The 14,527-nt window shown below is 68.3% G+C and carries 13 protein-coding genes; 3 read left to right on the top strand and 10 right to left on the bottom strand.

The features are described 5' to 3' along the window. Position 1: 1 nt before the first annotated feature. Together RU01_RS00635 and RU01_RS00630 are read right to left on the bottom strand one after the other, a co-directional pair. A complete protein-coding gene (locus RU01_RS00635) occupies positions 2-469 on the bottom strand; it encodes a hypothetical protein (protein ID WP_042572568.1) in 468 nt (155 codons plus the stop codon). Beyond that, positions 466-2,220 (bottom strand): proline--tRNA ligase, encoded by a 1,755-nt coding sequence (locus RU01_RS00630; protein WP_042572567.1) that lies wholly within the window; start codon positions 2,218-2,220, stop codon positions 466-468. Before RU01_RS00630 ends, RU01_RS00635 begins: the two co-directional genes overlap by 4 nt. Positions 2,221-2,264: 44 nt before the next feature. Between RU01_RS00630 and yaaA the strand changes: the two genes are divergently transcribed. Both yaaA and RU01_RS00620 read left to right on the top strand, forming a co-directional pair. Then, entirely contained in the window at positions 2,265-3,008 is a 744-nt protein-coding gene (gene yaaA / locus RU01_RS00625) for a peroxide stress protein YaaA (RefSeq protein WP_042572566.1), read from the top strand. 59 nt (positions 3,009-3,067) lie between these two features. After that, entirely contained in the window at positions 3,068-4,240 is a 1,173-nt protein-coding gene (locus RU01_RS00620) for a DUF2786 domain-containing protein (RefSeq protein WP_231568545.1), read from the top strand. Here the strand turns inward: RU01_RS00620 and RU01_RS00615 are convergent. Genes RU01_RS00615 through RU01_RS00605 form a run of 3 tightly spaced genes read right to left on the bottom strand, consistent with a single transcriptional unit; the run spans position 4,231 to position 8,638 of the window. After that, positions 4,231-5,688, bottom strand: coding sequence for an MFS transporter (locus tag RU01_RS00615; protein WP_042572702.1), 1,458 nt, complete (start codon positions 5,686-5,688; stop codon positions 4,231-4,233). The two genes, RU01_RS00620 and RU01_RS00615, sit on opposite strands and share 10 nt — an antisense overlap. Before the next feature lie 8 nt (positions 5,689-5,696). Continuing rightward, entirely contained in the window at positions 5,697-6,929 is a 1,233-nt protein-coding gene (cobA, locus tag RU01_RS00610) for a uroporphyrinogen-III C-methyltransferase (RefSeq protein WP_156148725.1), read from the bottom strand. Between the two features lie 26 nt (positions 6,930-6,955). Further along, entirely contained in the window at positions 6,956-8,638 is a 1,683-nt protein-coding gene (locus RU01_RS00605) for an alkaline phosphatase D family protein (protein WP_042572564.1), read from the bottom strand. A gap of 95 nt (positions 8,639-8,733) precedes the next feature. Here RU01_RS00605 and RU01_RS00600 point away from each other — a divergent pair, with 95 nt between their 5' ends. Next, complete coding sequence (locus RU01_RS00600; RefSeq protein WP_082042778.1) at positions 8,734-9,150, top strand: helix-turn-helix domain-containing protein; 417 nt, start codon at positions 8,734-8,736, stop codon at positions 9,148-9,150. A 4-nt stretch (positions 9,151-9,154) separates the two neighbouring features. On the opposite strand, the gene RU01_RS00595 is transcribed toward RU01_RS00600, so the two are convergent. The 5 genes from RU01_RS00595 to RU01_RS00575 all read right to left on the bottom strand — a co-directional run bounded on the left by RU01_RS00595 (position 9,155) and on the right by RU01_RS00575 (position 14,522). Then, entirely contained in the window at positions 9,155-9,790 is a 636-nt protein-coding gene (locus RU01_RS00595) for a pentapeptide repeat-containing protein (RefSeq protein ID WP_052493054.1), read from the bottom strand. Positions 9,791-9,918: 128 nt separating this feature from the next. Beyond that, positions 9,919-11,316 (bottom strand): cobyrinate a,c-diamide synthase, encoded by a 1,398-nt coding sequence (locus RU01_RS00590; protein WP_042572562.1) that lies wholly within the window; start codon positions 11,314-11,316, stop codon positions 9,919-9,921. Continuing rightward, complete coding sequence (gene cobO, locus RU01_RS00585; protein WP_042572699.1) at positions 11,310-11,930, bottom strand: cob(I)yrinic acid a,c-diamide adenosyltransferase; 621 nt, start codon at positions 11,928-11,930, stop codon at positions 11,310-11,312. The genes RU01_RS00590 and cobO overlap by 7 nt, the downstream gene beginning before the upstream one ends. Before the next feature lie 10 nt (positions 11,931-11,940). Continuing rightward, the gene (locus RU01_RS00580; RefSeq protein WP_156148724.1) at positions 11,941-13,845 is read right to left on the bottom strand and encodes a VWA domain-containing protein; all 1,905 of its coding nucleotides are present in this window, start codon (positions 13,843-13,845) and stop codon (positions 11,941-11,943) included. A 191-nt stretch (positions 13,846-14,036) separates the two neighbouring features. Then, complete coding sequence (locus tag RU01_RS00575) at positions 14,037-14,522, bottom strand: GNAT family N-acetyltransferase (RefSeq protein WP_042572561.1); 486 nt, start codon at positions 14,520-14,522, stop codon at positions 14,037-14,039. Positions 14,523-14,527 lie beyond the last annotated feature (5 nt).

Below are 14,527 nucleotides of genomic sequence, written 5' to 3'. Positions count from 1 at the left end.
GTCAGCGCTGGTCGGTGAGGACCGCGACCGCCAGCGCACTGTCCCCGGTGTCCCAGGATGCCGCGTCGATACGCGGGTGGCGGTCGAGCGCGCCGCGCACCGCGGTGAACGCATCACCCGAACCACCGACTACCAGTGCGGTCCCCGGCCGTCCCAGCACCAACGCCCACTCGACGTACTGCAGAGCGTCCTCGACGGACGCCCGGGTGACGTCGACGGTGACGACTCCGAACGTCGTGTCGTCGTCGGTACGCAGATGGGGCAACGACTCGACGGGGTCGCCGACGACGACCTCGACGCCGTCACTCCACCCGGCCGCCCCGTCCCGTACGAGGACGACGACCGATCCCTGCGGTCCGACCGCCGCCGCCGCACGACGAGCGGGCTCCGACGTCGACGGATCGACCATCAGCACTCGACGCGCACCGACCAGCGTGACCAGCACCGCAGGCAGGTTGTCGCCTGTCACACGGGACGCCCGACTGCGCGAAGAACCTCCTGGCCGGCCGAGTCCGCGGGAACGTCCCGAGTCTCGCCCGTGAAACGATCCTTCAGCTCCACGGTGCCGTCGGCCCAGCCGCGCCCGAGCACGACGATCAACGGGATTCCGATCAACTCGGAGTCCTTGAACTTGACGCCGGGCGAAACCTTGGGGCGATCGTCGAGGACGACCTCGAGACCGTGCGCATCGAGTTCGGCGGCCAGCGCCTCGGCACCCTCGCGCGCGGCAGCATCCTTGTTGGCGATGACGATGTGCACGTCTGCGGGCGTCACGGACGCGGGCCACCGCAGGCCCTTGTCGTCGTGCATCTGCTCGGCGATGACGGCGACGAGGCGTGAGACACCGACGCCGTACGACCCCTGCAGCAGCCGGACCGGCTTCTGGTTCTCACCGAGGACGTCCACCGAGAACGCGTCGGTGTACTTGGTGCCCAGCTGGAAGATGTGACCGATCTCGATTCCGCGGGCGGTCACCAGCGGACCACGGCCGTCGGGCGACATGTCGCCGTCACGGACGGCGGCAGCCTCGATCGTGCCGTCGGGGACGAAGTCTCGTCCGACGACGAGGTCGACGACGTGCTTGCCCTTCTCGTTCGCTCCGGTGATCCAGGCCGTTCCGGTGACCACACGGGGGTCCACCAGGTAACGGACACCGTTGTCCTGCAACGCCTTCGGGCCGATGTATCCCTTGACGAGGAAAGGGTTGGCGGCGAAGTCCGCGTCACCGAGCATGACGAACTCGGCGGGGGCGAGAGATGCTTCGAGTCGCTTCTCGTCGACGTCACGGTCGCCGGGGACACCGACAGCCAGCAGTTCCCAGTCCCCGCCGGGGATACGGGTCTTCAGCAGGACGTTCTTCAAGGTGTCCGCCGCCGTGACGGTCCGGCCCAGGTCCGCGCCGTTGGCCCACTCGACCAACGTGGCGATGGTCGGGGTGTCTCCGGTCTCGTACACCGTGGACTCGGGCAGGCCCTCCAGTGACGTCGTTTCCGGGGCCGGGGTGATCACGGCCTCCACATTGGCGGCGTAGCCGGACTCGATGCACCGGACGTAGGTGTCCTCGCCGACGACGGACTCGGCCAGGAACTCCTCGGACGCGCTACCGCCCATCGCGCCCGACGTCGCGGCCACGATGACGTAGGAGACACCGAGCCGCTCGAAGATGCGCTGGTAGGCCTCGCGATGCGCCTCGTACGACGTCTTCAGACCGGCCTCGTCCAGATCGAAGGAGTAGGAGTCCTTCATGACGAATTCGCGGCCACGCAGAATGCCCGCGCGGGGCCGTTCCTCGTCGCGGTACTTGGTCTGGATCTGGTAGAGCGTGACCGGCAGATCCTTGTAGGAGCTGTACTCACCCTTCACGGTGAGCGCGAACAACTCTTCGTGCGTGGGCCCGAGGAGCATGTCGACGCCCTTGCGGTCCTTGAGACGGAACAGCCCGTCGCCGTACTCGGTCCACCGGTTCGTCACCTCGTAGGGCTCGCGCGGCAGCAGCGCGGGCAGCGAGATCTCCTGGCCACCGATGGCGTTCATCTCCTCACGCACCACCTGCTCGACGCGTCGCAGGACGCGGAGTCCGAGCGGCAGCCACGAATACACGCCGGGGGCGATGCGGCGGACGTAGCCCGCACGCACCAGCAGCTTGTGGCTCGGCACCTCGGCATCGGCAGGGTCGTCGCGGAGAGTGCGCAGGAACAGGTGGGACAGACGCGTGATCACAGCCGCAAATCCTAGTCCGTGCGCGAGTGGGTACCGTTCGGGCCGTGCTGGTTCTTCTCCCCCCGTCCGAAACCAAGTCGACCGGCGGTCGCGGCGGTCCGCTCGACCTCGACCAGCTCTGGCTCCCCGAACTCACGGCGACGCGCTCCGCCCTGATCGATGCGCTGGTCTCCCTCGCCGACGACGTCGACGCGTCGCGGTCGGCTCTCGGCCTGTCCCCGAAGCAGGACGACGAGATCGAACGCAACGCCGCGCTCACCGTGTCGCCCACCAGGCCGGCACTCGAGCGCTACACCGGCGTGCTGTACGACGCCCTCGATGCCGCGTCGTTCACGCGCGCTCAGAGGGCCAGGGCGCAGGCACGCCTCGCGATCGGCTCCGCGCTTTTCGGAGCCGTACGGGCCCACGACCACGTACCGGCCTACCGGCTGTCGGGCGGATCAGCGCTACCGGACCTCCCGACCCTGCGTGCCCTGTGGAAGCCCCAGCTGCCGGCGGCCATCTCCGCCGCCGCGGACGGCCTCGTCGTCGATCTACGGTCCGGTGTCTACCGCGATCTCGGGCCCGTTCCCGGCGCGATCACCGCCACGGTCCTCACCGAGCAGCCCGACGGTTCGCGCACCGTGGTCAGCCACTTCATCAAACATCACAAGGGTCTGCTCGCACGAGCCCTGACGGTGACGCGCGCGGAGCCGACGACCGCCCGGGCCGTCGCTCAGGTGGCGTCGAAGGCCGGCCTGCGGGCCGAGGTCGCGTCGCCGACCGAAGTCGTCGTGGTGACCCGATGAACCCGGTACCCGAGCTCCTGAGGCGCGGTGCGAACGCCGCGTTCGGACGGGGAATCGACATGAGAGCCGTCGACGACGTCGCGGACCAGCTGATCGCCTACCAGCAGTTCGATCCGCTGGGGCTGGGCTCGCACGCGCTGACGACGACGATCGACGCGGCGTACGAAGCCGGCTGGCAGCCGCTCGACCTACTGCACGTCGTCCGACGGCAGCAGAGCGCCGCGGTGACGACGCTGGCGGCCGCGGCGATCCTGCACGACGCCGATCTGACGCGCGCCGCGACCCGCGCACCCGAGGAATGGCTGCGGCACCTCCGTGAGATCGCCGACGCGCATCCCGATGCGGTATCGCCAGGAAAGCCCGACCCGAATTTCCTGGCGGCCCGCCTACGGGTCGGTGGGAAGAGCGACTACATCGCCGTCAACGATCAGTGGATCGCTGTGCTGTCCTTGCTCGGCCAGTGGCAGTCGCTCCCGCACTGGCCCCGCATCGGTTCGCTGCCCTCCCAGTGGCCGGCACGCCGGACGGCGGGAGGACCGACCGGTGACCGCCGGCCGACGGGAAGCACCGACTCGAAGATGCTGGGGCGTATCCGCGGCCTCCTGGCCAAGGCGGATGCGACCGAGTTCGAGGACGAGGCCGACACGTTCACCGCGAAGGCCCAGGAGTTGATGACGAAGTACTCCATCGATTCTCTGGTGCTGACCGAGGGCCGTTCCGACATCGTCAGCAGGCGCATCCACGTCGACAATCCTCACTCCGCTGCGAAAGCGCAGTTGCTGCATGTCGTCGCGACGGTCAACCGCGTCAAGACCATCTGGGATCAGGACTTCGCGGTGGGCACGGTCGTCGGGTCTCCCGTGGACGTGGAGCAGACCGAGATCCTGTTCACGTCACTGCTGATCCAGGCGACCAGAGCGCTGTCCCATTCCCCCAAGGCGAAGAAGCGAAAGGGCGCGTCCTCGGGCGCGTTCGGCAAAGCCTTCCTCTACTCGTATGCAGTCCGCATCGGCGAACGCCTCGAGGAAGCCGATGCCCACGTGCTCGAGGAAGCGAGCCGGGAGACCGGTGACCTGCTTCCGATGCTGGCCGCCCAGACGGTGGCCGTGGACGCGGAGTTCGAACGGCTCTTCCCGCGTGCGCGTACGGTGCGCGGCCCACGCCTCGACGCGGAGGGCTGGGAATCGGGGCACGCCGCCGCGAACGACGCCGACCTGCACCGTCAGCGGTGAACGGCGTCCTGAGCAGCCTTGGCCTGGGCGACGTCGGCAGCGCTGTAGCGGATGAACAGCGCCGCGATCGCCGCGATTGCTGCCAGCACGGCGCAGCCGAGCAACGCGAACGTGTACCCCTCGCCCAGGGCGACGATCTCCGGCCTGGTCATGTCCACGGCGGATCCGGTGCGGCCACCGAGTGAGAGCGTCTTCGACGCCGCCAGCGCGCTGACCACGGCGAGGCCCAGCGGTCCGCCCAAGTTCTGGGCGACCAGCGAGATGGCGGTGAGCGGCCCGATGTTCTTCTGATCGACATTGGCGATCGCGCAGAGAGGGAGAGCGATCACCGCGAGCCCGACGCCGAAGCCGATGCCGCCGATCGGGAGGAACAGGTTCTTCCAGTAGGTCGAGTCGACGGTGATGGTCGACGCGAAGAGTAGATAGCCGACCGTGAGGACAGCGCCGGTCGCAATGATCCACCGGGGGGCGACGCGCGGAGCGAGCCACGCGGATGCGATCGCCGCGAGGGCCATGCCGCCGCCGAACGGAATGAAGGAGATACCGGCGCGCAACGGGCTGTAGTCCAGGACGTCCTGGACGAACACCGCGACGATCACCGTCATCGCGAACAGGGCACCGCCGGAGAAGAAGATGGCGACGAAGGTCGCTACGCGATCTCGGTCGCGGAACAGCTCGAACGGCAGCAGCGGGTTCCGAGCGCGACGCTCGACCATGAGGAATGCCAGCAGCAGGAGCAGACCGGCCAGGATCGCCGTGACGGTGACGACGTCGGTCCACCCGCGCTCGGGTCCCTCGACGATGCCGAACACGACCCCGGTCGACCCCAGCGTCGCGAGGATGGCGCCGGGCACGTCCAGAGGAGCTCGCTCCCCCGCCGTCTCCGTCAGCGCCCGCGACCCCAGCACCAGGATCGCGATGCCGATGGGGACGTTGATCAGGAAGATCCACCGCCACGACACCTCGGTCAGGGCGCCGCCGATGATCAGGCCGGAGAAGGATCCGACGCCGGTCATGGCGGCATAGATCGCGATGGCCTGATTACGAACGGGACCGGGCGCGAACGTGGTCGCCACCAGGGCGAACGCTGTCGGTGATGCCACTGCGGCGCCGGCGCCCTGCACGACGCGCGCCAGCACCAGCATCGCCTCGTTCTGCGCGAGTCCACAGGCGGCGGAGGCGATCGTGAACAGCGCGACTCCGAGAAGGAACATGCGTTTACGGCCGAATGCGTCACCCATCCGTCCGCCGAGGAGCATCAGGCCACCGAACGCCAGGACGTACGAGGACACGACCCAGTTGCGTCCGGCGTCGCTGAGTCCGAGTTCGGCCTGCAGAGGAGCAAGCGCGAGGTTCACCACGGTGCCGTCGAGCACGGCCATGAGCTGCATCCCGGACAGGGCGATGATGGCGAGGCCGAACGCGCGCTCGGTCACGGGATAGGTCATGGGTCGGGTCACGACGCTGCTCCGATCGCGGCCGCGGCATCGAAGCCCGCGACGGGTCCGATGACGATAATGGCGGGTGGGCGCACGTTCTCCTCGCGGACCCGATCGGCGACGGTGGACAGATCGGCGCGGACGACACGCTGCGACCGCGTCGTCCCCTCCTGCACGACCACGACGGGTGTGTCTGCCGAACGGCCGTTCTCGACCAGCACGTCCGCGAAGGCACCGATGCGCTCGACGGCCATCAACAGCACGATGGTGCCGCGGAGGCGTCCGAGTGACGGCCAGTCGATCAGCGAGTCGGGGTGGTCGGGACGCAGATGACCGCTGACGACGACGAACTCGTGGGTGACGCCGCGGTGCGTCACGGGGATGCCGGCGGCCGACGGGACCGAGATGGCACTCGTGATCCCGGGCACCACGGTCACCGGGACTCCGGCAGCGGTGCACGCCTCGAGTTCCTCGTAACCGCGACCGAACACGTACGGGTCACCGCCCTTGAGCCGGACGACGAACTTTCCGGCTCTCGCGTGGGTGATGAGCGCGTCGTTGATGGCCTCCTGAGCCATGAACCGGCCGTACGGGATCTTCGACGCGTCGATGACCTCGACGTGCGGCCCCAGTTCGGCCAGCAGTTCCGGCGGCGCGAGCCTGTCCGCGACGACGACGTCGGCGCGGGCGAGGAGCCGACGGCCGCGCACGGTGATCAGGTCCGGATCACCGGGGCCGCCGCCCACGAGTGCGACACCGGCGACCGACTTCTCGGGAGCGTCCGCGATGGCACCGGACTGCAGACCGTCGAGAACGGCGTTGCGGACGGCAGCGGATCGGCGGTGTTCTCCACTCGCGAGCACACCGACTGTCAGACCGTCGTACTCGGCACTGGCCGGGGTGACGGCGGTGCCGTCCTTGGCGACGTCCGCGCGGACGCAGAAGATGCGGGACCGGGCGGCCTCGGCGACGATCGCCGCGTTGGTCTCGGCCTCGTCGGTGCAGGCGATGGCGTACCATGCCTCGCCCAGGTCCCCGTCGCGGTAATCGCGGAGTTCGAGGTCGATCTGGCCGAAGCTGGCCATCCCCTCGACGGCAGGCGTCGCCTCGCGTGTGATGACGGTTACCTTCGCGCCACACGACACCAGCAGCGGGAGTCGCCGCTGCGCGACGCTGCCTCCACCGACGACGACCACGCGACGACCGGCCAGATCGAGCCCTGCCAGGTAAGGAGATTCGGTCGCGTCCACGTCGGGTGACCTTACCGGCAGTGCAGTCAGCGCTCCCGCACCCCGGACGGCGTGAGGTCGTACCGCGCGGTCGTCCGCAGAGTCTGGCGACCGTTCACCACGGACGCGTGGTCGACCTCGAGCCGCAGCGCCTGCGAATCGGTGGTCAACGACATGACTCCGTTGTCGAACCAGGGTCCGGCCTCCGCGCTCCACTCCGCGTGCACCGGTTCCGCCTTGGCACTGCGCGCCAGCCGAGCGAGCATCTTCGCCACCGGACGACGGATGGCGAGCCGGTTGACCGCCCGGATCGGCAGGTTCAACGGGTTCCGGAACGGCGACATCGTCAGCTGGTAGAGCGAGGTGGACGTCGACACGCGGGTCTGCGCCTTGGCCACGTAGGAACAGTGCACATCGCCGGACAGCCACACCACGGACTTGGGTGCGGACGGTCCGACCACGACCTCGTCGACCAGATCGACCATGTCTCCGAACGATTTGCCGAAAGCGGCCCAGTGCTCGAGGTCGAGTGCGATGCGCAATTTCTCGCCGAAGCGGGCGACGCGCGGACCCCACGCGCCCTGGGCGACTGCCTCGTTCCACTGCTCGACCGCGTGAAGCCCCGGCAGCATGAGGAACGGCAGCGACGAGCCGAGCAGCACGTGCTCCTTACCCGAGTTCAAGGTGTGCTCCCGCACCCACGCCCACTCGACGTCGTCGACCATGGCCCTGCGTTCTGGCGAGAGATCGCGCGAGCAGCGGCTGTCGATCATGATCAGACGGGTGTTGCCGATGTCGCGGTGGTAGCTCCACCGGGCGGAGGACGGCTCGGAATCGGCCTTCAGCGCGAAGTCGGCGAGCAGCGCCTCGCGCTCGGAATCGCTGGCGGCCGACCGGACGGCCGCGTACATCGCGTCGTTCTCGAGTTCGCGCGGCGACAGGTTCCCCAGGTGCTGGTAGACCCAGTAGGACGAGAACGCGCCGATGACGCGGTCCTCCCACCACGGCTTCTGCGTGATGTCCCGGCGCCAGTCCGCCGACGAGTTCCAGTCGTCCCGCAGGTCGTGGTCGTCGAGGATCATGCAGGTGGGAACCGACGCCATCAGTCGGCGGACGCGGTCGTCTCCCCAGGACTCCTGGTACAGCCAGGTGTATTCCTCGAAGTCGCAGATCTCGTCCTCGACGTCCTCCGAGCGCGCACCCGCTGCACGCTCGCCGGCTTCGCGCCGCGCATGGAGGCGCTCCACGATCTCGGGCGACGGATCGTCGGCGTAGACCTGATCGCCGAGGAAGACCAGCAGATCCGGCCAGTCGTCGGGCTCCTCGCCGGCGACTCGATCGGCCAGGCCCACGAGGGCGTCCGCACCGATGCGGGTGAGCGCTTCCTCGCTGTACGTGTCACCGCGTCGGCAGGACCCGAAGGCGACGGTGATCGGCTCGTCTTCGCACATCGTGTGCACGACGGACGGGTGGCCGTCCGTCGGCCAGACCTGTCCGCCGTCTATCGACACGGTGTAGTCGACGGTGGAATTCTGCGGCAGACCTTCCACGGCGACGAGCGCGTAGTGGTGACCGTGTACTCCCCAGGTCTTCTCCTCGACCGAGACGCCGGTCGAGGTGGTGACGGTGACGGTGCAGGACTGGGACGTCTCGACCCAGAACGTCGCACGATCGGTGCTGACGTAACGGACGAAGGGCCCCAGGATCAATCTCGGGTCTGTGACGGTCATTCGTCCCAGGTTGCCACTCTTGCCCTGATTTCGTTGGATTCGCACGTACATGTCCCAATTGACGTGCGGGACAGGGGATGTTTAACGTTGTTTGTGTGACAGTGCGGATGTATTCGGTCGACGATGTAGCCGACATGTTGGGTCTGCACGTGCGCACGGTCCGCGGGTACGTGCGGTCCGGGCGGCTTCCCGCCGTCCGCATCGGCAAGCAGTACCGCATCTCGGCCGAGGACCTCGAGACGTTCACGGGCCAGTCCGCGTCGACACTGCGCACCGACCATCGCGTGGAAGTCACCTCCATCGTCGACATCGACACCGTCGATCGCGAGACCGCGGATCGACTCAGCGCACTTCTGGCCAGAGCGTCCACCGACGCCCGCCCCGACGGTGAGCCGCTCCGCGTCAACACCGCATACGACGCCCAGCGCGATCGGATGAAGATCGTCGTCCTGGGAGCTCCCCGCGAGGTCTCACGTCTGCTCGACTACCTCGAGGGGCTGCTCGCGGCCTGAGGTGTCAGCTCCCGAAGATGTTTCCCGGCACAGGGCTCGGCGTGGAGATAGGCCCCGTCGACACCGTGCACGAGGTATCGAGATTGCTGGCGCCCGATGGGTCGGTGCCGTAGATGTTCGCGCCGCACACCTGCGCTCCGAAGAATTTCGTACCTGCGAATCGTGCGTAGGACATGTCCGAGTCACGCAGATACGACACGCTGAAGTCGGTGTTGCTCAGGTTCGCTCGCGTCAGATCAGCCTGGTCCAGGACAGTGTTCGACACCGCGGCATCCGCCAGGTTCGCACCCGACAGGCGAGCGTGGTGGAAGTCCGCACGCCCGAACGACGAGCCCTGCAGGTTCGCGCCGGTCAGATCGGCCCCGGTAAATCGAGCCGAGAATCCGATCGCGCCCGACAGATTCGCCCCACTGAGGTTCGAGTCCGAGAAGTCGGCACCGGAGAGATCCATGCCGGACATGTCCGCACCGTTGAGATCCATTCCGCGACAGACGGTGTCGCTGGCCGGTTCCGCGATGACGCAGCCCTTGACATCCGTCGCATGTGCGGTGGCCGGAGCGACGATGCCGAGTACGGCTGACGTGATTCCGACAGCGCCGACTACTAGTGAACTCTTGGTGCGAAAACTTCTCGTGCGCATCGAACAGACCCTCTCGTCGAGTGCAGCCCCCGTTAACTGCGCCAAAAGATACTTGAAGTATGTATTGAAACGACATTGAACCCCAGAAGTCTGTGAAGTGCAACTATGAAGCGGAAGAGAGCAAGATCTCAGGCACGTACCGGGCAGGCGGCCGTGACGAACCGAGCGATGCCGGCGGCCGTCGCGACCGGGTGCGTGTGGAGGTACGACGCGTGCACTCGCCCCCCTGATGCCACTGCACCCTCCATGAGCGATGCGCCGTCGCGCCGCCATCCCCACGCGTTGTCGGCCGTTCCGCGTCGGGAGACGGATGTGCGGTGGAACTCGTGCCCGGTCACCCTGGTCCCCGCATCGAACATGACCGAGTCCGTCACGGCGACGGCGTCCCGGTATCCGAGTGTCAATCGACTCCCGAACTCCACGTCGAGGTCCAGCACGCCTGCCATCCGATGTCCGTCGAGCGACTGCGCCAGGTAGAGCAGCCCGGCGCACTCGCCGTGCACGGGGTGCCCCGCGTCCACGAGGTCTCGAATATCGTGCAGCAGAAGCTCGTTCGCGGCCAGCTCGGCGGCATGGAGCTCGGGGAATCCGCCGGGGACGACGAGACCGGACGTTCCCTCGGGGAGTCGGTCGTGACGCGGATCGAACACGGCGACATCGGCGCCGGCCGCCCGCAGAACCTCGACGTGCTCGGCGTACCCGAACGTGAACGCGGGTCCGCCCGCCATGGCGATCACGGGCGTGCCGGCGTTCGCCGTCGGTCCCGCGGCCTCCCTGGGGTCCCAGGCGGTGCCGGCGGGCACGTGGGCGGAGTCGGCGATGCGGGACAGTTCCTCGAGGTCGACGTGCTGCGCCGCGAGCGCCGTCATGGCGGAGACTGCATCGACTGCGGCGGATCCATGCTCGGCCGCCGTGACGAGGCCCAGGTGCCGTGACGGGACCTCGAGCGCGGCGGCGCGGGGAACGGACCCGATGACCGGAACGCCGATCCGATCGCAGGCCTGTCTCAGCACCGCCTCGTGGCGGGGGCTGCCGACTCGGTTGAGGATCACACCGGCGATACGGACCGCCGGGTCGTACGTCGAGAATCCGTGCACGAGTGCGCCGATGCTCTGGCTGTGACCGCGGGCGTCGACGACGAGCACGACGGGCGCGCCGATGGCCGATGCCACCGCGGCGGTCGACCCTTCGGCGCCCGGCTCGGTGGCCGCACCCTCGGACAGGTCGATCCGACCGTCGAACAGGCCCATGACACCTTCGACGACCGCGATGTCGCACCCCGCCGACCCCCACCGGAGTGAGGGCACCATGGCGTCGCGGCCCATCATGACGGCGTCGAGATTGCGGCCGGGCCGCCCCGCGGCGACAGCGTGGTAGCCCGGATCGATGTAGTCCGGTCCTACCTTGAACGGCGCGACTCGACGCCCTGCCGCTCGCAGAGCGCCCATGATGCCGGTGGCGACGGTGGTCTTCCCGCTTCCCGACGACGGCGCCGCGATGACGACAGCGGGCAGGTCGTTCACCATTCGATCCCGCGCTGACCCTTACGGCCCGCGTCCATCGGATGCTTGACCTTGGTCATCTCGGTGACCAGGTCGGCCGCGTCCATCAAGGCCTGCGGCGCGTTGCGGCCGGTGATGACGACGTGCTGGTTGCCGGGCCGATCCGCCAGAGTCGACACGACCTCGTCGACGTCGATCCACCCCCAGTGCAGCGGGTACGTGAACTCGTCCAGCACGTAGAACCGGTGCCGCTCGTCGCGGATACGCGAGGCGATCTCGGCCCATCCTTCGCGCGCATCCTCCGCGTGGTCGACCTCGTCACCGCGTTTACGCGACCAGGACCAGCCCGAACCCATCTTGTGCCACTCCACGGCGCCGCCGACGCCTGTGTCGTCGTGCAGATCTCCGAGCGTGCGGAAGACGGACTCCTCCCCCACCTTCCATTTCGCGCTCTTGACGAACTGGAAGACGGCGACGTCGAAACCCTGGTTCCACGCCCGCATCGCCATTCCGAACGCTGCCGTGGACTTCCCCTTGCCGGGGCCGGTGTGCACGGCGAGGACGGGAAGGTTGCGACGCTGACGCGTGGTCAGACCGTCGTCCGGAACGCTGCCGGGCAGCGGAACTCCCTGAGGCATCGTTATCTCCTCACGCCGCCGCGCGGACGACGCCGGCCACACCGGCCGACGACAGTTCCGGCAGCGAGATGTAGGTGCCGCGGAGCGCCGTCGCGAGGTCCCGAGCGAGACCGAGCCGGATCATGCCCGACTCGCAGTCGACGACGACGGAGGCCACCTTGTCCCTGGCCAGCAAGGCCGCCGCATAGCGGGCGCGGCCGACCGGGTCGGGTCCGCCGGTCGCGCGACCGTCGGTGAGAGTGACCACCAGAGCGCGTCGTCCCGGCTCCCGGATACGTTCACGCGCGATGACGTCGCGGGTCGCGAGGAACCCGGATGCGAGCGGCGTCTTCCCTCCGGTGCGGACGCCGTTCAGTCGGGTGACCGCCACGTCCACCGATCGAGTGGGCGGGAGAACGAGTTCGGCGTCACTGCCGCGGACCGACACCACGGCCACGCGGTCGCGGCGACGGTAGGCGTCGCGCAGCAACGAGACGACGGCGCCGGTGACGGCGGAGAGCCGATCGCGTGCAGCCATCGACCCGGACGCGTCGAGGACGAAAACGATCAGATTGCCTTCTCGCCCTTCGCGTTCCACTCCTCGCAGATCGCTGCCGGCGATCGTGAGACGCCCCGCCGATCCCCCGCGTCGTTCCGCGGCTCGTAGCAGCGTCTGGACGAGATGCAGTGAGCCGCCGGTGAAATCGGTGCCTCGCACGACTCGGCCCGACGAGACCTTGGCGCGGGAACGTCGACCGGGAGCTCCCTCACCGACCCCGTCGATTTGTAGCAGACGCGCGTCGAATCCGTCGCCGGCGTCGGCGGTGCCCGAGTTACCGGAGCCTGCCGGAGCCGGCTCCTGTCCGCTGTCCGATGTGCTCGTCTGGTCAGCGCTCGCGTCGTCGTCGGGTGTCGAGGACGACGGTTCGGCGGAGGGCGGCTCGGGAGCGCCCCCACCGTCCGGATCGGGATCGGGTTCGGGTTCGTTGTCACGGACATCGTCGGCCGCGCGTTGCATCGCGTCGTCGAGTTCGTTCTCCGCCATCCCGGGTGCGTCGAACGGATCGCGTCGGCGACGGTGTGGAAGGGCCAGTTCGACGGCGACACGGACGTCGTCCTCGGTGACCGAGTCCGCTCCACGCCACGCGGCGTGGGCGGTGGCCGTCCGAGCGACGACGAGGTCCCCGCGCATGCCGTCCACGTCGAAGGCCGCACACACGGCTGCGATGCGGCGCAGTTCGGTGTCGGGCAGATCGACGTCGGGGAGTCGCTGTCCCGCTTCCGCGATGCGACGTGCGATGTCCGCATCGGCGTCGGCGTAGGTCCGGGCGAAGTTCTCGGCGTCGCGCTCGTAGTCCAACCGGCGACGCACCACGGTCATGCGGGTGTCCACGTCACGGGAGGCCGCGACGTCGACGGCGAGACCGAAGCGGTCGAGCAGCTGCGGCCGCAGCTCCCCCTCCTCCGGGTTCATGGTGCCGACGAGGACGAAACGCGACGCGTAGGAGTGGGAGATGCCGTCGCGCTCGACGTGGACGCGGCCCATGGCGGCGGCATCGAGGAGCAGATCGACGAGGTGGTCGTGCAGGAGATTGACCTCGTCGACATAGAGAATCCCTCGGTCTGCCGCCGCGAGGAGTCCGGGTGTGAACGCGCGCGTGCCGTCCTGGACGATGCGCTCGAAGTCGATCGATCCGACCACCCGGTCCTCGGTGGCACCGACGGGAAGTTCGACCAGCCGTGCCGGCCGCGCACCGGACTGGTCGACGACAGGGGGCAGCAGAGCGGTCAGCGCGCGCACCGCGGTGGACTTCGCGGTGCCCTTCTCCCCACGCACCAGAACACCACCGATGCCGGGGTGTACGGCGCTGAGGGCGAGCGCGAGGAGCAGTCGGTCCTGACCGACGATGGCAGAGAACGGAAATCCGGGATTCAACGAGTGTCCTGTTCGACCTCGGTGACCGCGCCGAGGAATCGAGAAGATGCAGCGTGTGGTCTTCTCACGCAGCGTTGTCGCGAGCACCCGGCGATCTGGCTTCGTGGGTCGGAGGACTCACGTCACAGTGGCGGGACCGCGCCCGAATCTCACGGGCTTCTCCGGCAGTGCTCGCGGTGGATCGGCGTGGGTCAGGCCTTGTTCCCCTCGCTCCACGGAGTTCCGCCGCCGCGTCGCATGGGCGTGTGCGGAATACCGTCCTCGAGAACTTCCTCGCCGTCGGGCGCGAAACCGTGCTTGGCGTACATGTCCACGAGGTAGCTCTGCGCGTTGATCCGGCAGGGCGAGGATCCGACCTCGGCCAGCGCGGCGCGCAGGATTCGTGTGGTGTGACCCTGCCCGCGCGAGGACCGGTGCGTGCACAACCGGCCGATACGGAACGACTTCTCGCCGTCGTCGTGCTCCTCGAGCAGGCGCAGCGTGCAGACCACGTTGCCGTCCCGCTCGAGCCAGAAGTGCCGTGTGTCGGAGAGAAGATCCTTACCGTCGAGTTCCGGGTAGGCACAGGCCTGTTCCACCACGAACACCTCGACGCGAAGCTTGAGAAGTTCGTAGAGGGTCTCGTTCGACAGGTCGAGTGCCCAGGATCGCTTGAGTGTTGCAGTCGCCGTCGTCATCTGGT

Source organism: Rhodococcus sp. MEB064 (assembly GCF_000834565.1).
GTDB lineage: Bacteria > Actinomycetota > Actinomycetes > Mycobacteriales > Mycobacteriaceae > Rhodococcoides.
The sequence above is the reverse complement of the archived record's forward strand: the minus strand, read 5'-3'. Positions and strand labels throughout refer to the sequence as shown.